Source organism: Niallia oryzisoli (assembly GCF_036670025.1).
GTDB classification, from domain to species: domain Bacteria; phylum Bacillota; class Bacilli; order Bacillales; family Cytobacillaceae; genus Bacillus_BD; species Bacillus_BD oryzisoli.
In genome coordinates this window covers 4050680-4069402 of record NZ_CP137640.1, presented here as the reverse complement: position 1 = coordinate 4069402, position 18723 = coordinate 4050680, and the positions used below count along the sequence as shown (strand labels likewise).

Annotated in this window: 18 protein-coding genes and 1 pseudogene; 11 read left to right on the top strand and 8 right to left on the bottom strand. The window is 38.5% G+C overall.

Going from position 1 to position 18723, the window contains the following annotated elements:
• Positions 1-63 precede the first annotated feature (63 nt).
• Together uxaC and R4Z09_RS20410 are read left to right on the top strand one after the other, a co-directional pair.
• Positions 64-1467 carry a glucuronate isomerase gene (gene uxaC, locus R4Z09_RS20415; protein ID WP_338448566.1) on the top strand — a complete coding sequence of 468 codons (1404 nt, stop codon included), beginning with the start codon at positions 64-66 and terminating at the stop codon, positions 1465-1467.
• Between the two features lie 523 nt (positions 1468-1990).
• Positions 1991-2761 (top strand): SDR family oxidoreductase, encoded by a 771-nt coding sequence (locus tag R4Z09_RS20410; protein WP_338448565.1) that lies wholly within the window; start codon positions 1991-1993, stop codon positions 2759-2761.
• 107 nt (positions 2762-2868) lie between these two features.
• Here R4Z09_RS20410 and R4Z09_RS20405 read toward each other — a convergent pair whose 3' ends face one another.
• The gene (locus R4Z09_RS20405) at positions 2869-4347 is read right to left on the bottom strand and encodes a gluconokinase (RefSeq protein WP_338448564.1); all 1479 of its coding nucleotides are present in this window, start codon (positions 4345-4347) and stop codon (positions 2869-2871) included.
• A 272-nt stretch (positions 4348-4619) separates the two neighbouring features.
• On the opposite strand from R4Z09_RS20405, the gene R4Z09_RS20400 reads away from it, so the two are divergent.
• The 5 genes and pseudogenes from R4Z09_RS20400 to R4Z09_RS20385 all read left to right on the top strand — a co-directional run.
• On the top strand, positions 4620-4802 hold the full coding sequence (locus R4Z09_RS20400; protein WP_338448563.1) for a Fur-regulated basic protein FbpA: 183 nt from the start codon (positions 4620-4622) through the stop codon (positions 4800-4802).
• Between the two features lie 237 nt (positions 4803-5039).
• On the top strand, positions 5040-5312 hold the full coding sequence (locus tag R4Z09_RS20395; RefSeq protein ID WP_338448562.1) for a GntR family transcriptional regulator: 273 nt from the start codon (positions 5040-5042) through the stop codon (positions 5310-5312).
• A gap of 113 nt (positions 5313-5425) precedes the next feature.
• Positions 5426-5614: an FCD domain-containing protein gene (locus tag R4Z09_RS31150; RefSeq protein ID WP_422392311.1), complete on the top strand. Its 189-nt coding sequence runs from the start codon at positions 5426-5428 to the stop codon at positions 5612-5614.
• Positions 5615-5745: 131 nt separating this feature from the next.
• Complete coding sequence (locus R4Z09_RS20390; RefSeq protein WP_338448561.1) at positions 5746-6924, top strand: amidase; 1179 nt, start codon at positions 5746-5748, stop codon at positions 6922-6924.
• Between the two features lie 93 nt (positions 6925-7017).
• Positions 7018-7184: pseudogene (locus R4Z09_RS20385) on the top strand (chromate transporter); the annotation flags it as partial.
• Between the two features lie 123 nt (positions 7185-7307).
• Here R4Z09_RS20385 and R4Z09_RS20380 read toward each other — a convergent pair.
• The gene (locus R4Z09_RS20380) at positions 7308-7994 is read right to left on the bottom strand and encodes an LrgB family protein (RefSeq protein WP_338448559.1); all 687 of its coding nucleotides are present in this window, start codon (positions 7992-7994) and stop codon (positions 7308-7310) included.
• On the bottom strand, positions 7991-8359 hold the full coding sequence (locus tag R4Z09_RS20375; protein ID WP_338448558.1) for a CidA/LrgA family protein: 369 nt from the start codon (positions 8357-8359) through the stop codon (positions 7991-7993). The genes R4Z09_RS20380 and R4Z09_RS20375 overlap by 4 nt, the downstream gene beginning before the upstream one ends.
• A gap of 488 nt (positions 8360-8847) precedes the next feature.
• Between R4Z09_RS20375 and R4Z09_RS20370 the strand changes: the two genes are divergently transcribed.
• The 3 genes from R4Z09_RS20370 to R4Z09_RS20360 are packed head-to-tail and all read left to right on the top strand — an operon-like array spanning position 8848 to position 11562.
• Positions 8848-9630 (top strand): ABC transporter ATP-binding protein, encoded by a 783-nt coding sequence (locus tag R4Z09_RS20370; protein WP_338448557.1) that lies wholly within the window; start codon positions 8848-8850, stop codon positions 9628-9630.
• A complete protein-coding gene (locus tag R4Z09_RS20365) occupies positions 9630-10490 on the top strand; it encodes an ABC transporter permease (protein WP_338448556.1) in 861 nt (286 codons plus the stop codon). Before R4Z09_RS20370 ends, R4Z09_RS20365 begins: the two co-directional genes overlap by 1 nt.
• 52 nt (positions 10491-10542) lie before the next feature.
• Entirely contained in the window at positions 10543-11562 is a 1020-nt protein-coding gene (locus R4Z09_RS20360; protein ID WP_338448555.1) for an ABC transporter substrate-binding protein, read from the top strand.
• 111 nt (positions 11563-11673) lie between these two features.
• On the opposite strand, the gene uraH is transcribed toward R4Z09_RS20360, so the two are convergent.
• The 5 genes from uraH to R4Z09_RS20335 all read right to left on the bottom strand — a co-directional run bounded on the left by uraH (position 11674) and on the right by R4Z09_RS20335 (position 17259).
• A complete protein-coding gene (gene uraH, locus R4Z09_RS20355; RefSeq protein ID WP_338448554.1) occupies positions 11674-12030 on the bottom strand; it encodes a hydroxyisourate hydrolase in 357 nt (118 codons plus the stop codon).
• Between the two features lie 74 nt (positions 12031-12104).
• Entirely contained in the window at positions 12105-13562 is a 1458-nt protein-coding gene (locus tag R4Z09_RS20350; RefSeq protein ID WP_338448553.1) for an NAD(P)-binding domain-containing protein, read from the bottom strand.
• A gap of 38 nt (positions 13563-13600) precedes the next feature.
• Positions 13601-14101: a 2-oxo-4-hydroxy-4-carboxy-5-ureidoimidazoline decarboxylase gene (uraD, locus tag R4Z09_RS20345; protein WP_338448552.1), complete on the bottom strand. Its 501-nt coding sequence runs from the start codon at positions 14099-14101 to the stop codon at positions 13601-13603.
• Positions 14102-14110: 9 nt separating this feature from the next.
• Positions 14111-15436 carry a nucleobase:cation symporter-2 family protein gene (locus R4Z09_RS20340; RefSeq protein WP_338448551.1) on the bottom strand — a complete coding sequence of 442 codons (1326 nt, stop codon included), beginning with the start codon at positions 15434-15436 and terminating at the stop codon, positions 14111-14113.
• A 176-nt stretch (positions 15437-15612) separates the two neighbouring features.
• Positions 15613-17259: a PucR family transcriptional regulator gene (locus tag R4Z09_RS20335; RefSeq protein WP_338448550.1), complete on the bottom strand. Its 1647-nt coding sequence runs from the start codon at positions 17257-17259 to the stop codon at positions 15613-15615.
• A 199-nt stretch (positions 17260-17458) separates the two neighbouring features.
• Here R4Z09_RS20335 and allC point away from each other — a divergent pair, with 199 nt between their 5' ends.
• Positions 17459-18709, top strand: coding sequence for an allantoate deiminase (gene allC, locus R4Z09_RS20330; RefSeq protein WP_338448549.1), 1251 nt, complete (start codon positions 17459-17461; stop codon positions 18707-18709).
• Positions 18710-18723: the final 14 nt, after the last annotated feature.

Below are 18723 nucleotides of genomic sequence, written 5' to 3'. Positions count from 1 at the left end.
AAATTAATACATATTATTTAACAATAATTGAAAGGGCTTACAGATAGATTGGGAGGGAATAGGATGAAGGCATTTTTAGATAAACACTTTTTGTTAAATTCTAAAGCAGCAGTGAGATTATATGAAAATGCGATCCATGGATTACCGATTTTTGACTTTCATTGTCATTTGAATCCACAAGAAGTTTGGGAAAATAATCCTTATAGCAGCATTACAGAGGTGTGGTTAGGCGGCGACCATTACAAGTGGCGGGGCATGCGCATGCATGGCATTAGTGAGCAATTGATTACTGGAGATGCATCAGACTGGGAAAAATTTGCCGCTTGGGCTGAAACTGTTCCTCATTTAATTGGAAACCCGCTATACCACTGGGCACACATGGAATTAAAAATGTACTTTGGAATAAAAAAAACGCTGAGTCCGGAAACAGCACGTGAAATTTTTGATGAATGTAATGAAAAGCTGCAAAAGCCTGATTTCAGACCTAGGGCATTCATCGAGAGATCAAATGTAAAGTTTATCGGCACAACGGATGATCCGGTGTCAACATTGGAATATCACCAATTATTGAAGAATGACGAAACATTTAAGGCTATTATTGCGCCAACCTTCCGGCCAGATGGAGCGCTTTTCATTGAGCGTCCAACCTTTACAGAGTGGGTTGGTAAATTATCGGAAGTGTCTGGGATAAAGGTAGATACGTTAGACTCGTTTTTAAAAGCATTAAGGCAGCGAGTGGAATACTTCCATGAGCATGGCGGACGTGCTTCTGATCATGATATCCAAAAAATGGAGTATGTCCAAACGACAAAAGAAGACGTTGAGCCAATCTTTACAAAACGCATGAATGGCAGTGAGCTAACAGAAAATGAATTAATTCTGTACAGGGCATTCCTGCTGACTGAACTCGGAAAAATGTACGCTGAAAAACAATGGGTCATGCAGCTTCATATGGGTGCGTTGCGTAACAACAATACTAAAATGAAAGAAAAGATTGGACCTGATACAGGCTTTGATTCAATAGGCGAAAGTAATTTTGCCGAAGGTATCTCCCATTTCCTTGATGCGCTTGATCAACAGGACGCACTTCCTCGTACGGTACTGTTTAACTTAAATCAAAAAGATAACCAGGTTCTTGCAGGAATGATGGCCAATTTCTATGAGGAAGGGATTCCAGGTAAAATTCAATTCGGTTCCGGATGGTGGTTCCTTGACCACATTGATGGAATGGAAAGACAAATGAAGGATTATGCAAACGTTGGTCTATTAAGTCACTTTATTGGAATGCTGACGGACTCCCGCAGTTTCTTGTCATATGCCCGCCATGATTACTTCCGCCGCATTCTTTGCAACATTTTAGGCGAATGGGTGGAAAGAGGATTAGTGCCGGATGATTTTGAAATCCTTGAGCAAATGGTTAGAAATATTGGCTATTACAATGCGGAAAAGTATTTCTTGGAGCGATAAAAGTGATTTAGGAGTAAATGTAGGTAGCTATCGTACTTCTATATGTCAATAAAACCAATTCACATTTTAATCTTTGTGAATTGGTTTTACCGGTTCTGAACAATCAAACGGAATATATTCTCCATACTCTTCAATTTTTTCAAGAATTGTAAGTAAAAGGTTTTTCATGTTTTATTTCCCTCCAGATTTGATAATTTCATTATAGGGAATAGACGGCTTTTTTACAAAACGATTGAAAACGGAAACAATCACGATGAAAACGAAAACAAACTGGTTGAAAACGGGTATCATATTGGTTTTTCTCATTATTTCTCTGTTTTCCTTGATAATTCATTCGTTACACTGTTTCAATATTTTCGTAAAAAGCCTCAGGGCGGGTATGGAAACTACATGAAACAAAGATTATGAGAAATACTAAATAAAGAAAAGAAGAACTTCACTGGAGCAGGAATCGACCTGATTTCAAACCATTATCATTCGATGATAAAGGAAATCTAATCTAGAGAACAGGGAGAGCATACAAATGTCGAATTTATTTGATCTTACTGGAAAAACAGCGGTGGCCATTGGCGGAAATGGTGTTTTAGGTTCTGCGATGGCAAAAGGATTGGCGGATCATGGGGCTAAAGTGGCGATTGTTGGACGCAACCTTGAAACCGCAGAAAATGTTGTGAAAGAAATCGTGGAGAACGGCGGGGATGCGAAGGCTTTTGTCGCAGATGTCAGTTCAATGGATTCACTTATACAAGCTGCAAATGAAATTGAACAATGGTCCGGAGGCTGGGATATCCTGTTAAATGCTCCGGGAACAAATAGCACGACACCATTTCTCGAGCTTGGCATGGATGAATATGATCGGATTATGGATATTAATTTAAAAGGGATTATTATCACCTGCCAAATTTTTATCAAGCGAATGATTGAGCAGAACAGAAAAGGAAGTATTATCAATATTTCATCTGTTTCATCAACAACCCCCCTTTCAAAAGTGTTCACGTATTCCGTATCGAAAGCAGGACTGAATAGCGTTACACAGTTTTTAGCTCGTGAATTTGCTCCACATGGAATTCGTGTGAATGCGATTATTCCGGGATTTTTTCCAGCGGAACAAAATCGAAAAATCCTGGACGATGACCGGATTGAATCGATTATGAAACATACACCGATGCAGCGTTTTGGAGAAGCAGAAGAGCTTCAAGGGGCAACAGTCTGGCTTGCCTCGGATAAAGCTTCAAGCTTTGTAACAGGGGCAATGATTCGTGTCGATGGCGGATTCGGTGCCATGACTATTTAACAGGGAAATCCATCGCCTCTTAGAGAAAATGCAGATACAAAGGGACAGTTCCTCGTCTGTACGGCTGAATATCGCCGGACGAGGAACTGTCCTTTTGGTCCTTCTAATTAATGAAAATGCTCTTGTATATTCTCACCGAGTTTTATGTACTGCTTATAGATCTCTTGGTATAGTTGATGATTCTGGCTGTTTGATTTCACAACCCTTTCCTTTGGCAGACTTTCTTTTATCGCACTGAAGCTTGGAGCTTTTTCGATGGCAACGAGTGCCGTCCAGGCTGCGCCCCATGCTGCATTTTGATGGGTTTCCGAAACATAAATGTCCTGGCCAAATACATCTGCTAAAATTTGTAACCAAACATCGGAGCGGGTCAAACCGCCATTAACGGTGATTTTTTCAGGTTTTCCTGCTACTTTTTCTAAGGATATACCGATTTGATATAAATTAAAGGTGATTCCCTCTAAAATGGCCCGAACGATATGATCCTGAGTATGTTCAATGGTGAGACCAAATAAGTTGCCCCGTGAACGCCGATTCCATAATGGTGCGCGTTCCCCGCTTAAATAAGGATGAAAGATGATGCCGTCTGCACCAGCATGAATGTTTCCGGCACCTTCCAGAAATTCATTGAAACTTCCTTTAAAATTAAATAGTTCCAATGCCCATTGCAGGGTATTTCCGCCATTATTAGTTGGACCGCCAATAATGGAAAAGTCGTTATTGAACGCATAGGTATAGGTTTCAGCACTTTCGTTGATTGGGGCTCCCTTTGTAAACTGGCGGAGAGCTCCACTTGTACCTAAGGAAATATTCAATTCACCCGGCAAAATAGCCCCGCTGCCTAGGTTCGCCAAAGCTGCATCACCGGAACCAATGACCAAAGGAAAATCTTCAGGGATGCCAATCTCTTGAGCAAGCTGCGGATTCATTTTTCTTAAAATCTCAGTAGGGGGTACGACCTGGGATAATTGTTCTTTCTGAACACCTGTCATTTCGAGAGCCTGATCAGACCAATCCAACGTTATTAAATTTAATAAACCCGTTGAAGCGGCCATTCCATGATCAACCATTCGCACTCCATACCATTTGAAGAGCAAATATTCCTTCATGGTCATAAAATAGGTAGCCTTATGATAAGGTTCGTAATTATTTTCTTTCATCCAAAGCAGTTTAAGAAAGGGAGACATAGGGTGAATCGGTGTCCCAGTTTCCATGAAAATCTTCTTCCCATCTGGTGTATGCATCAGTTTTTCGGCTTGATCACTGCTCCTTCCGTCCGACCAAATAAGCATATTGGAAAGGTGTTCTCCATTTTGTCCCACACAGATAAGTGAATGCTGGGCACATGATATCCCAATGCCAAGAATTTGTCCCTTTTTATCCGTTGATTGAGCAATCATGTCCTTTAAAACGGTCCTACATGCATGTTCCACTTCTGCCGGGTCCTGTTCAATCCAGCCAGGATTAGGGTATAAAGTGGAGTTCAGCTGTTCCGTTTCCAAAACCACATTTCCGTCTGTTGTAAAAAGAACAGCTTTTACACTTGTAGTCCCAATATCGAGACCAATAACATATTCATGATTCATCCTTGTCATCCTTTACTATAAAGTCATTTTCTATTCTAACTAAGTGGCCCATGAATTATAACCAGAATGAGTAAAAGGTATTTCAATCATGAAAAAAGCGGAAATATAGGGTCTTTATAAATTCATACTTGACTCATAGGAATTATAAGTTATAATAAAGTTAATAAACTAATCATATAAAATTTATCGGAATTAATTTTGAAAAAATCACAAATTGATAATTGTAACGACATAACGAAATGAAAACAAACAGTTTTAAGGGAGTGTTTAAAATGAGAAATACTGTGGAAAAAAGACGCGAAAAACTAATCAATAAACTATTTGTATTGAATGTGTTTAAAATAGAAGGTAAGCAGCTTTATGAATTACCCCTTTCAATCTTAGAACGTGAATATCGAAAATATCAAGCACAATACCATCCACATGGCGAGTTTAGCTCCATTAGATGGACGTAAAGGAAAAAAGACAGTCACTACCCTGAAAGGTGACTGTCTCTTTTTTTTGCCTAAGACCATTACATCTCATAAACTCCAAGAAGTTAAGTTTATCGTTGCAGCTGGACAGATGATCCCCGGCCATCTTAAAAGATATCGTCAGATTTTCTGACAGACATATTGAAGATAAAATTTACATATGTATGATGTAATTATAAAGTGTGATCACATATCACAAAATGAGGTGAATCCACCGATATGGATCAAAATCAAATGGTAGCGGTCCCAACCCTTGCTCAAGAGGTTTATTCGCGGTTGCGTGAAAGCATTATGAATGGCGGTTTTTCACCGGGTGAAAAGAATGCGATGCGAAAAATCGCTGAAAGATATGGCGTTAGCACAATGCCAGTGAGAGAAGCACTCAACAAATTACAAATGGAGGGTTTTGTCCATTTTGAAAGAAGAAGTATCTATTTCAGTCAACTCTCAGCAAAAGAATTGATTGAAATTTTTAAAATCCGTATTAATTAGAAAAAATGGCCATGGAATGGGCTTATCAAAATATCGGAGAGAAGGAAATTGAAGTATTAACGAAAATGGTTAAAGAAATAGATTAAGAAATTCATTTGCCTATTGAATGGAATGTGTTAAACAAACAATTTCATACAAAGATTTATTCTTATTCCCATTCTAAACCAATGTTAGAGATTTTGAAAACAGTATGGGGAAGAGTGGAACCCTATATGAATATATATTCAACTTCGTCCTTTTACCTATCATTATCACAAAAAGAACATCATCAAATGATTGACTATACGGCAAAAAAGAATTGAATTTATTATTTTCAATAACGATCGATCATATCCATAAAACATGTGATGCAGTTTTAGAATAGTTACCATAATCGTTAAAGAAGCTATACCGGATTTTAAATAAATAAATATGGATCAGTAGGTGATTGGAATTGAAAGATAACTGGAATGCTTTTATAAAAAAGGATCTCATTTTAGAACCCACAGGTACGGGCGCATTAGATGGATTAACCTTTGCGGTCAAAGATGTTTTTGAAATTCAAAACTATAAAAATACGGCTGGGAATCCTGATTGGTACCGCACGCATTCTCTAGGCAAAAGAAATGCACCAGTTATCGAGTCTTTTCTACAAAATGGGGCACGTCTAACGGGAACGACACATACTGACGAGTTAATGTACAGTTTAAACGGGGAAAATTCCCACTATGGAACACCCTTGAACCCAAATGCTCCTGATCGCATTCCGGGGGGTTCTTCAAGTGGTTCTTCGGTTGCAGCTGCTGCTGGAATAGTAGATTTTGCAATTGGAACAGATACGGGCGGCTCTGTGCGAATTCCATCATCCTATTGTGGTATTTATGGATTTAGACCTACACATGGAATAGTTGATATCAATGGAGTCATTCCACTTGCAAAGAGTTTCGATACGGTTGGCTGGATGTCAAAAGATCTTAACATCTTGTTAAAAGTAGGGGAAGTACTCATTGATCATCAAGTTCCCACTCATGACTCATTTCCCTATTTATTTTTTGAAGAAGAATCATGGAATTTCATCGATGAAGATTCCAAAAACATTTTATTACAAGCTGCTGCAGTGTTTGAAGAAATGGGTTCTGTAAAACAGTCCTTAAAAGTTTCAACTGATGGCCTTTCGAACTGGGCCGACCTTTTTCGTTCGATACAAGGTATCGAAATATGGAAAGAGCATGGTACGTGGATCGAAAAAGAAAATCCTGAGTTTGGTCCGGGTATAGCAGAACGTTTTAAATGGACTTCCACCTTAAAACAAGAAGATCTTCCTTCTTTAATGGAAAGACAGGCAAATATAAGACAGCACTTATCAACTATCCTAAAAGACAACGGGTTACTTGTTATTCCAACTTCTCCTGATGTAGCACCATTAAGAAATACGCAGGAAGAGAAGTTAGAACAACATCGTACGAGAACCATGCAACTGACCTGTATGGCGGGTTTATCGGGATTTCCGCAAATAACAGTCCCTTTTAAAAATAAAAATGGGATCCCAATCGGATTATCCTTCATTGCCAACCAAAATCAAGATCTTAATTTAATAAAATGTGCCCTTAAATTAATTGAATCAAGGGGGTAGTCTGGGATTGTTGAAAATGTTATAGAGGAAGGTCTTTAAGTTAAGATTCTGTCAGAAAGGGGATCAGATTCTGATAAGAGAAGACATTAAGCTATGGCGGGTTATATTGGCTATCGAGTAGGTGGAATAATGGGATTAATCGTTGCTCTGATAGCTACTGCGTTACCAACGGTTCTTTTGATGCTGGCACTATTAACTCCTTTAATCAATTCAAAGATAACCCAAGAGTCCAAGGAATGACCCATGCAGTGGTTCCCATTAGTCGGAGGCTTGGTTTTTCGGGCGATCTTTCTATCGTAAAAGTACAGCTGCTAAAAAGGATGACAAAAGGCAAGCAGTGTTAACTGTAAATGGTTAACATCGCTTGCATCTTTGCGTTCATCTCAAAAAATTAAATTAATGATTGGCACAGCAAAGGTTAAAAGTAAAGCGGATGTGGTCATCGCAACATTTCCCATTATCCATCCTTCTTCTCCCCAAATAGAGGAAGTATTTGCTCCTATCATTTGAGCCGTAGTGCCCATCGCCAGCCCTTTTGCTGCTTTACTTTTAATCCCCAATTGCTGCAACAAAGTTGGTCCAATAAAAACAGAAATGAGAGCGGAAATGATAACAAAAAGAATCGTTGTGGAATATAATCCCCCTAGATTAGTTGAAATCGTTAGTGCAATCGGAAGTGTAACGGATCGAGGAATCAATGAAGCGAGCAGCTGATCTTTTAAATGAAAGAAATGTGCTAGCAAAACAACAGTCCATAATCCCATTGATGTTCCTGCCATTACACCAATAAGGATTTTTTTGTAATTTCTTTTTATAAAAGCCCATTGTTTATAAAGCGGAACCGCTAAAGAAACAACGACCAGCTGTAACAGAAAACGAAAAATAGAGCTTGCTTGGCTATACGTTTCTTCAGGAATATGAAAAAGCAGCAGCATCAGCACTAGTAAACAAGAGGAAGAAAATAATGGATTCAGCCAGCCTTTTTTGTATTTCCGATAGAAAACGGTACATATACAATAACTTCCAAGTGTGATCAGGATACAGAATAGTAAAATCAAAAATACATTCATTTGCATTCCCTCTTTTTTCTCATTTCGTACCATTCCACTGTATAGGCAGTTCCTAACAAACATGAAAGGCTGCTTATCAATAATATTAAGAAGATGTTCCATCTTAAAATCTCAAGAAAGTGAAAGGAAATTAAGAGACTGACAATGGGCGGGATAAATAATAGCTGCAGGTGTTTTAATTGAAAAGAAGCTAATTTCTCCACCCACTCGAGTTTAATTATTCCTGTCAACAGGAAAAGAAAGAGCAGCAGCATGCCAACAATACTGCCTGGAAGGGGAATGGGTAAAAAAGTGACAACTAAGTTGCCAATCAAAAGAAAGCCAATCAAGAGTAAAAGCTGCAAAATCCAACTTCGTTTCATCATTCCATCTCCTCCTCCTTTCCTTTGGATAGATTTAGTATAGAACTCATGAAAGCAATTGTCAGTTTTTCTGTCAGGAAACTTAACGTAGTTTTTATATTCATGTCAGATTCCCCGTAAACCTCAGCCTGGTCCGGCGGAATTCTTGAATAGATAAAAAAACTGATGCACAAACCGAAAAAGGCAAGAGGAAAAAGCAAGAAGAAAACCTGTTAGCCGTAAATAGTTAGCAGCTTTTTTATGACCCCATATATTAAATCATGTAATAAAAACTAACGCGTTTTAAAGTGAATAAAACAATATTTCATTCGTTTTAGTATAAAAAATAGATCGTTATTAGTTATTTTAACTAAAAATTAGGATTAAGTTTGTGAGTATTAGCTAATGTCAAATGATTCTGAAAAATATATAATGATGATATCTTAATTTTATGTTAGGTTTTATAACATTAAAATAATCATACATGACTTTTTAAAAAAGGAGGAACGGCAATGGGAGCGATTCATAACGAAGTGGTTTCATTTCAAAGTGTCGATAAAGTCTATAACACTGGGATCGTAGCGTTATGTCAATTTGATTTATCGATACAGGAAGGAGAGTTTGTTAGTTTCCTAGGTCCATCAGGCTGCGGAAAATCAACGGCATTAAGAATTGTAGCGGGATTAGGTGAAGCGACAAGGGGGAAAGTAGAAGTTTTTGGACAAAATCCAAAGGATGTAATTACAAAATCCAATGATATCGCCTTTGTTTTCCAAGAGGCCAATTTACTGCCTTGGAGAACGGTACTTGATAATGTCTTGCTTCCGCTTGAATTAAGGGGATTGGATAAAGCGAAAAGAAAAGAGTCCGCGATAAGAGTCTTAGAGATGGTTGGTTTAAAAGATTATTTGAAAGCCTATCCTAGACAGCTTTCAGGCGGAATGAAAATGAGGGTGTCGATTGCACGTGCTTTAGCCGCAAAACCGAAAATGCTGTTAATGGATGAACCTTTTGCTGCGTTAGATGAAATGACTAGACAAACATTACAAAAGGATTTACTTGATATATGGAAGAAAGAGAAAACCACCATTTTATTCGTTACTCATAATGTTTACGAAGCTGTTTATCTATCATCTAAAATTGCCGTCATGTCAGCACGTCCAGGAAGATTGTCAACCGTCATTGATGTAGACCTGCCTTATCTGCGTGAACGTGTAAATAGTAAATTTACAGAGTATGTAGATCTTGCTTCTAACAGTCTTGAACACAGTATGGGCAGAAAGGAGTGGGGATAATGACTGTACAAACAGCAGCCACAAAAAATAATCAAATCATAACGGAGTCTGTACAACAAGCGAAAGGAAAAGATAGAGGAATACGAAGAGGCACCTTGATTGGTCCAATGATCGCTTTCGTGGTTTTCATGGGATTATGGCAGTTTGTTCCGATGATACTTGATATAAAACCTTTTATTTTGCCAAAACCAACCGATGTTCTAAACGCGGCGATCCAAGATTGGAATTTATTATGGCCTGCCATTCAAATTACGATTACAGAATCAGTCATTGGATTTATACTAAGTGCTGTAATTGGAATCGGCATTTCGATCCTGTTAGCAAGTTCGAGAATATTAGAAATCAGTCTTTATCCGTATGCAGTCATTTTACAAACGATTCCTGTTGTTGCCATTGCTCCGATTGTTGTGATTTGGTTTGGTTCAGGCTTTAATTCCATTGTCATGATTGCGTTCTTAATTGGGTTTTTCCCAGTTGTATCCAACACGCTCATGGGGTTAAATTCAGTTGATAAAAATATGGGAGATTTATTTACCTTATATAATGCTTCAAAATGGCAAATGATGTGGAAGCTCCGCATTCCAGCAGCTATGCCTTATGTCATGTCAGGTTTAAAAATATCCTGTACATTGGCGATTGTTGGTGCGATCACAGGTGAATATATTGCTGGAATTGGTGGAGGGAAAGGTGGTTTAGGATATGCGATTACAGTAGCAGCTGTACAATTAAAAACACCCTATTTATTTGCTTGTGGCATTTCGGGAGCTGTTTTTGGAATCGTGTTTTATCTTACTGTCAGCTGGTTCTCACGATTCATGCTTTCATCCTGGCATGAGTCAGCCATGAAGGTTGAAAAGTAAGTAGATTCTTATCATTGTTATAAAAAATAAAAATAGAAAAGGGGACAGTCCTATGAATGTATTCAGAAAAATGAAATTTTTTACAATAGGAATGGTATTACTCTTGATTCTTGCTGCTTGCAGCGGGCAAGAATCAAGCAGCTCCACAACAGAAGAGAGCAGCGCTGAAAAAGGAAAACAAGAGCTTAAAGATGTAAAACTAGTTCTTAACTGGTTTGCTAAAGCGCAGCACGGCGGTGTATATGCTGCAAAGGAAAATGGATTATTTGAAGAAAATGGCTTGAATGTGACGATTGAACCAGGTGGACCGCAAGTTTCTTCTATTAATATGGTTGCTTCAGGTAACGCCGAGTTTGGACTAGCACATGCTGATCAAATTGTGATGGCACGAAATGAAGGGATTGAATTAGTAGCCGTCGCGACCGCAATGCAAGGAAGTCCACAAGCCTTTATGTTTCATAAAGGAAAAGGAATTGAAGATTTTGAAGAATTAAATGGAAGAAAAGTCTATATTCAACCAGGTATTGTTTATTGGGAATACTTAAAAACACAATATGATTTAAGTGGTGTCGAAGAGTTGGCCTATTCTGGGCAGCATGTGAACTTTATTGATGATGAGGATTCCGTTTCTCAAGCGTTTGTCACTTCGGAGCCCTATTTTATGAAACTAGAAAATATAGACGTCGAAACGAAGTTAATCTCTGATGCAGGGTATGATCCATACAATGTTGTGTTATATGTAACGAAAGATTATTTAGCGGAAAATAAAGAAACGGTCGAAGCGTTTACGAAGGCGTTTGTAGAAGGCTGGAACATGTATAAAGATTCATATGAAGATATCAATAAAGTCATTCAACAAGATAATCCGGATATTGAATTAGAATCATTAAAGTTTGAAGCAGAATCACAAGCTGATTTTGTATATGGAATGGATGCTGCAGAGCATGGTGTTGGATATATGACAGAAGAACGTTGGAGTACGTTAATCCAACAATTATATGATTTAGGATTAGTAAAAGAAAAATTTGCTGCAAAGGAAATATTTACTACAGAATTTTTACCAAGCGAATAAACTTCATGAATCGAAGCTAGGTGCCAGATAGGTACCTGGCTTTTTCTATAGTCTAATAAATAAAGAAAATCCACCCCAGAGTACTGAGGTGGGGAACTTATTACATATTTGTTAACTGCCGCGATACACCTGATATCCCCAAGGCGATACAAGTAATGGAACATGGTAATGTGCGTTTTCATTTGAAATCCCAAAACGAACAGGTACAAGTTCTAAAAACGGAGGATCTGGAAGGATGATGTCTTTTTTACGAAAATATTCTCCGACGTGGAAAATAAGTTCATAGTTTCCTATTTTCATCTCTTCTTCCGTGAGAAGGGGATGATCTAATCGACCATCATTATTGGTGACAACTGTCTTTAATCGTTTCCACTCTGTAGTTTCCTCTTGTATGAATAGTTCAATTGTTACGTTGCTAGCAGGTGTACCATGGGTTAGATCTAATATATGTGTGGTTAATCCGGTCATATTTTTACCCCTCTCTTATTGCAGTTATAAATATTAAATCTACCTTGCTGTTATAACAAGGTAGATTATTATTTTTATTTTTCTATCGTTGAAACAGTACTGTCCTGATCCTTGTGGTCTTTTTCTGGCCATTCACCAACAAATTCCGTTACGTTGTACTCAAAATAGCTTTTCAAAATTTGTTCGTTATGATCTTGGAAAAGTTCATCCGCTACAGCATTTGCCAGTCGGGGTAATCCAAATCTCATTCCCGAAAGAGCGGAGGCGGTGATCCCGCAGCTGATTAATGCGGAATAGTTAAACGCATATAGTCCATGTAGAAGTTTTTTACCAGCTTCATCACGGCTTATGAAAGAATAGCCTGGACTAAGGTATGGGTGAGCATCAAGTACAGGACTAGCAAGTTTTAATGGAGCTTGATGCCTATCTCCCCAGCGTAGGATATGTTTTTCCACAAGTTTTAACTCTGGCCGTAAAGCGGGATCAGTCAGAAGACCTGTACTAATGATGAGAAAATCAAAGGTGAATGTCCCTTGTGGAGTCGTGACTCTAGCTCCATCAACTGTAGCTGCCACATCAAGCCACGGGGCACCTAAATGGAGCCTAAAACCAGGCCAAGAGGCGGCGCGGCTGAACGTGTCATTTGTTGGCGGTTGATTGTGTTTAAAGAAATGAGCCATTACGGCATATTTGTTGGCGTCCGATAAGGAGTGATAACGTTCGATCATACCTGAACTTTCCATTTGACGGATCGGATTGATTCGAGGCATTTCTTTCCGGCGGACGAAAACATGTGCTTCAGCAGCGCCTTCTGACAGGGCAAAATTTGCATTATCAAAAGCCGATGCGCCGCCGCCTAAAATAGCAATCTTCTTTCCGTTTAATAGGTTGAAATCGATGGATTCAGACGTGTGTGCATATAGACTTTTCGGTAAATTTTCAGAAATCATCGATGGTACATGCCATTCTCCGCCGCCTTGAATGCCTGTTGCTAAAATGACTTTGCGGGCTAATAGCTGAGCATAAGGAGCCCCTGGTCCTTCGATATGCAAGCGGTGAATTCCTTCTTTTTGTGGTTCAATTAATGTTAATTTTACTTCATTAATAACAGGTAAATGAAGGACTCTCCTATACCAGCGAAGGTAATTCATCCAGTCTCCGCGAGGAATCTTATCTACTTTCTCCCAACCTTCCGGCCCAACTTGTGCTTCCCACCAGGAGCGGAAGGTGAGGGATGGAAGACCAAGGTCGATTGATGTTATTTGTTTTGGTGTTCGTAACGTGACCATTCGGGCGTAAGATTCCCAAGGGCCTTCATAGCCTTCAGGATTTTCATCAATAATAAGGATGTTAGAAATCCTTTCACGTAATAGAGCGAAGCCAGCACCTAAGCCGCTTTGTCCTCCGCCAACAATCACGACATCATAGACATGTCCATCTGGATGCTGCAGTGGTGGAACCCAATCTTCAGCCCCAATATTCAAATACGAAAGGTCCTTTTTCACTCGTTCATTTAACTCTTCTAAGCTCATATTCTTCATTCCTTTCCATACTTTCCTAAAAAAGTTAGTCACATCAATTTATCTTCTAATCGCAGCAAGGCAATTTTATAGATTTCCTTTAAAGCTGTTTCAAATTCAATCTCTTTTTCGTTATGAACTCTTGCCTCCATTGCTTGGTAAATGTCATGCTTGTTTTTTCCACGGACAGCTAAGATAAAAGGGAAGCCAAATGTATCCATGTATTGTTGATTCATAGAAATAAACTTGGTATATTCTTCAGGGGTGAGGTTATTCAATCCAGCGCCCTTTTGTTCATTAACTGAATTTTCGCTCATTTGAACACGGTCCCCTAAATTTGGATGCGCTTGAATAAGTGCTAGTTTTTGATTTTTAGAGGCTGATTCAACCACATGGACCATTTCATTGTAAAGGTGTTGGAAAGAGGAAAATGGCCTTGATTCCAAAGCTTTTTCGGGAATCCATGGTGAATGTTCAAAAATACCTCCTAGAAGTTCGATAAATTGTACAGGTTCTAAATCATTTAGTTGATCAATGGTAAGCAAAGTCATACTCCTCTCCTATGAGCTTTTTAAATGAGGTTCGATTCTTGAGTCATGTAACGGTTCGGCATGTTTCGTTTTTCTCTTTGTTAAGAGCAGATTTAACATAACTGCAGTAAGACTTCCTGTAATGATTCCGTCGCCAACGATGATACGGAGTGTTTCGGGTAGAATATCGAATAGTTCTGGAACAACACTAGCACCAAGTCCTAATGAAATAGAACAGGCAATAATGAGCTGATTGCTATGATTTGAAAAATCAACACTATGAAGCATTCGAATACCTGATGATACGACCATTCCAAACATAACAACAGTTGCTCCGCCAAACACAGCAGTCGGTACAAGTGTGGCTAATTCAGCAATTTTTGGGACAAGACCAAGGCTGATTAAAATAAGTCCTGCCGCAATTGTGACCTTATTACTTTTCACGCGAGAAAGTTGTACAAGTCCAACGTTTTGGGCAAACGTGCTATATGGGAAAGCATTAAAGATTCCTCCAAGAGTGAAGGCCATTCCTTCCGCGCGGTACCCGCGTGCCATGTCTTTTTCTTCTAGTTCTTTATGATTCATTTTTCCTAAGGCGAGAAAGGCGCCAGTCGATTCAACGAGGATAACTGTACCTACTAAGATCATTGTTAAAATCGGAACGACTTCAAACGTCGGGGCTCCAAAATGAAAGGGGGCAGGGAGATGAAACCATGATGCATTTTCTACAGATTGAAAATCAATTTTCCCCATAATAACAGCCGCTAAGGTTCCAAGGATGATGCCGGATAAGACAGAAATGGAGCGTAGGAAGCCTGTGAAGAAACGATTCATGAATAAAATGACGACTAGTACACCAAAAGAAAGGATTAAGTTTTCTCCAGAGCCAAAATCAGAACTGCTTGCGCCGCCTCCCATGTTTCTGATTCCTGTAGGAATGAGCGATAATCCAATGATGATGACAACTGTACCGGTTACAATGGGAGGAAATAGTTTCACTAATTTTCCATACACTTTTGAAAACAAAATAATGAATAAACCTGCAGCAATAATGGCCCCGTATACTGCGGAAATACCATAATGACTTCCGATTGTTATCATTGGAGATACTGCCACAAAAGAGGTTCCCATGATAATGGGTAGTCCAGTTCCGAAATACTTATTTTTCACCGATTGGAATAGGGTTGCGATCCCGCATGTTAATAAGTCAATGGAAATGAGGAACGCTTGCTGCTGGGGAGAAAAACCTAATGCTCCTCCTACAAGGATAGGTACTAAAATAGCTCCAGCATACATGGCAAGTACATGCTGCAAACCTAACGAGAAAATTTTCGATGGATTGATTTTTTCTCCCATGTTATATCCTCCTTTATGTCTATGTTAATAAATATAACATAATATGTTAATTTAATTCACATAATAATAAATTTTCTGGCTATTGTCATTGTTCGTATTGGCTAAAATTCACAAATTTTTATATGCAAAGTGCATAAAGAGGAATGGGGGAAAAACAAAAACCAAAGGGGATTTCCTTAGGTTTTTGTTAAAGAGTGCAGAAATGAGGAATCGAGAAGTTTCTTCATTCGGAAAGCGATCCTTAACTGTAATGTAGTCTCTGGATCTTTCAAACTCTTACTAAGAATCTCTTCGCATTTATCAATCCGATAGACAACCGTATTTCGATGGACAAACAATCTTTTTGCTGTTTCAGAGATTTGACAATGTGTTTCTAAATAAACAGAAAGGGTTTGGAGTAGTGACTCTTTTTCATCCTGTTTGATGGATGAGAATCCTTTAAAGGTATATTGATAAAAGCTGTTAATTTCTTTTTCAGGAATAAGCCGCAATAATTCTATGATATCTTTTGTTCGAAAGGTATGGATGAATCCGGTTTTCTTTGCTAACTCACCTTGTGAGAGAGCTTCAAACGCCTCTTGATAGGCTGTTCTAAGTTGGATAAACGAATGACAAATGTTGCTAACGCCAAAGGAGACGGTGTGACCAAATGCGACGGCTATTTTTTCTTGGATGTACCGTAATATATGATCATGTCCTTGGTGAGGTGTTACGTTTTGATCATGAACCTCAAATAATAAAATACAGTTTTCGCTTTTTGTAAAGACATGGACATTTGAGATGGTAGGATGAATCAGATCTTCCATATATTCGAATAGATTGTCCGCTTTTTGTTGGCGCTGGGTATACGTATAATAGGAATTTTCATCATTGTCCATCTTTCCAACCACGCAAATATAGTCACGCTCATTTTGAAGGGAAAATTCTTTTGCTCGATTGATGATTTCATCATGAACGGAAAATGCTCCGTCTAAAAAATGAAGAAAAAAATCATTACGGATATTTCTTGCGTGTTGCTTTAGTGCATGTTCTTTCATGAGAGTGAAGGATAGTACATTAATCGCCTGTTCGATTGTCAGGATCGTTAAATGATCTTCTTGTGGGATGGCTCCTACTACTAAAAGAAAACCGATTTTTTTCTCGCTCATATTTACAGGGAATAGGGTATATGTTTCCTTTGATGCAATCATTGAAAAGGTAATATTCGTGTTGTTTGATAACGGAAAGCCCTTTATCTCTTTTTCAAGGTCGCTTTTTATAATAGAAATTTCTAGTTTTGTGTATGGTTGAAGAAGAGGGATTAGGTGCTGATCGACTAAGTTGACCTTTCGATGGATCAGCTTCGTTAATTCTTGAAGTAAGACTTGGATTCCTTTTCCTTGCATAATAATATTTGTGAATTGTTTATGGGACTCTATGGCAGATGATAATTCTGCAGCCCGGCTATCTAGGATCGCTCGTAAGGTGTAATTGACAATTTCGCCAAGTGATAATTCTAATGGAAGTTCAATGATCGGTAAAGACAATTCATTAGCAAGATCTAAAGCCTCTTGTGGGACGGCTTCTAAATACCTTTTTGTTTTAATTCCTAACGCAGCGCAGCCTTGATCAGACATGGCTTTGATCAATTCAATCAGCCTATGGGGCTGATCCTTTATGTGGTAGGCAGTTGTCACTAAGAACTCATTCGGATTTAAAAATGGAATGATGTCAGGTGCATCCATCATATTAATGGTATGTACTTCACGTTCTTTTCCAGACTCACCTGCAATCAACCTCATTTCTTTTAATAAAGGGACTGATAAAAGCTCAGTAATCCTCATGACAATAACCCCTCTTTCGCTATATAACTCTGAAAATTCAGTATTTTGATGAATATAATAGCACAATTTAGTTAACGTGCACAAAAAAATATGAAAATTTGTACATATCTGCTAATGAAGTTTTTTTAAAAAGTATGTAAACTATTAATACATTAATATGTTATAAAATATAACATAAATAAAAGGAGGAGTGAAGGGAATGGCCATTCATGCGAAGGAATTGCAAAACGCGGAAAAGGAAAATACCCAAGAAATGATTGAATGGCTTTCATCGTTTGGAAAAACAAAAAATGAAGGCGTCACTCGATTGTTATATTCAAAAGCCTGGTGCCAAGCACAAAGGGCTTTAAAACATAAAATGGAACAAATCGGACTGAATACTTATTTTGATTGTGTAGGTAATTTATTTGGAAAATTGCAGGGGCTTGCTGTTGAAAGTCCCTGTATATTAACAGGTTCCCATGTTGATACAGTGGTAGAAGGCGGTAAATATGACGGAGCCTATGGAATCATTGCAAGCCTTATCGCTGTATCAAGATTGTTCGAAACCTATGGTTATCCAAAAAAAACCATTGAAGTTGTCTCTTTTTGTGAAGAAGAGGGAAGTCGTTTTCCGCTGACCTTTTGGGGTTCAAGAAATACGAATGGTTTTTATACTCTTGATCATATAAGGAACATAACAGATGCAGAGGGGATCTCTTTTTTGGAGGCCATGAAGCAAGCAGGCTTTGACCCTGCCTATTATCAAACGCCTATTCGAAAGGATATTGAAAGATTTATAGAGGTTCACATTGAACAAGGAATGGTATTGGAAAAAAATCAAAAAACGATTGGGCTTGTTACCCATATTGTCGGTCAGCGGCGTTACCTTGTTCGGATCAAAGGGGAAAGCAATCATGCAGGGACAACCCCCATGTCTTATAGAAAGGATGCAGTAGTGACCGCATCACAGCTTATTTCGTTTTTAACAAATAAAGCCAAGGAAATCGACTCGCATTTAGTCGCCACTGTTGGGAAAATAGAGGTTTCTCCGAATGTCCCAAATGTGGTGGCAGGGGAAGTGAAGTTCAGTTTAGATATCCGTCATCATAAGGCTGAAATATTGGATCAATATTGTCAAGCGATTTTTTCAGAGTGCCGCCAATTATCCGAGGCTTTAAATACTGAAATCGAGTTTTCGCAATGGATGGACGTTACGCCTGTTGCAATGGATGAACAATTGCTAAAGGTCATAAGGAACATAGCTGTACAAAAAAATCTTCCTTTTCAAGATATCGTTAGTGGTGCTGGCCATGACGCGCAAGTCTTTGCAAGCAAAATTCCTGCCAATTTAATCTTTGTTCCAAGTAAAGATGGAATCAGCCATAATCCAAAGGAGTTTACAAGTTTAGAAGAGTTAGAAATGGGAATCGAACTTTTAACCGAGGTTTTATATCAATTAGCTTATTAATGGGAGTGAAATCA

Coding starts and splice junctions, on each gene's coding strand:
- uxaC (WP_338448566.1), top strand. CDS start 64: ATGAAGGCATTTTTAGATAAACACTTTTTGTTAAATTCTAAAGCAGCA.
- R4Z09_RS20410 (WP_338448565.1), top strand. CDS start 1,991: ATGTCGAATTTATTTGATCTTACTGGAAAAACAGCGGTGGCCATTGGC.
- R4Z09_RS20405 (WP_338448564.1), bottom strand. CDS start 4,347: ATGAATCATGAATATGTTATTGGTCTCGATATTGGGACTACAAGTGTA.
- R4Z09_RS20400 (WP_338448563.1), top strand. CDS start 4,620: ATGAGAAATACTGTGGAAAAAAGACGCGAAAAACTAATCAATAAACTA.
- R4Z09_RS20395 (WP_338448562.1), top strand. CDS start 5,040: ATGGATCAAAATCAAATGGTAGCGGTCCCAACCCTTGCTCAAGAGGTT.
- R4Z09_RS20380 (WP_338448559.1), bottom strand. CDS start 7,994: ATGAATGTATTTTTGATTTTACTATTCTGTATCCTGATCACACTTGGA.
- R4Z09_RS20375 (WP_338448558.1), bottom strand. CDS start 8,359: ATGATGAAACGAAGTTGGATTTTGCAGCTTTTACTCTTGATTGGCTTT.
- R4Z09_RS20370 (WP_338448557.1), top strand. CDS start 8,848: ATGGGAGCGATTCATAACGAAGTGGTTTCATTTCAAAGTGTCGATAAA.
- R4Z09_RS20365 (WP_338448556.1), top strand. CDS start 9,630: ATGACTGTACAAACAGCAGCCACAAAAAATAATCAAATCATAACGGAG.
- R4Z09_RS20360 (WP_338448555.1), top strand. CDS start 10,543: ATGAATGTATTCAGAAAAATGAAATTTTTTACAATAGGAATGGTATTA.
- uraH (WP_338448554.1), bottom strand. CDS start 12,030: ATGACCGGATTAACCACACATATATTAGATCTAACCCATGGTACACCT.
- R4Z09_RS20350 (WP_338448553.1), bottom strand. CDS start 13,562: ATGAGCTTAGAAGAGTTAAATGAACGAGTGAAAAAGGACCTTTCGTAT.
- uraD (WP_338448552.1), bottom strand. CDS start 14,101: ATGACTTTGCTTACCATTGATCAACTAAATGATTTAGAACCTGTACAA.
- R4Z09_RS20340 (WP_338448551.1), bottom strand. CDS start 15,436: ATGGGAGAAAAAATCAATCCATCGAAAATTTTCTCGTTAGGTTTGCAG.
- R4Z09_RS20335 (WP_338448550.1), bottom strand. CDS start 17,259: ATGAGGATTACTGAGCTTTTATCAGTCCCTTTATTAAAAGAAATGAGG.
- allC (WP_338448549.1), top strand. CDS start 17,459: ATGGCCATTCATGCGAAGGAATTGCAAAACGCGGAAAAGGAAAATACC.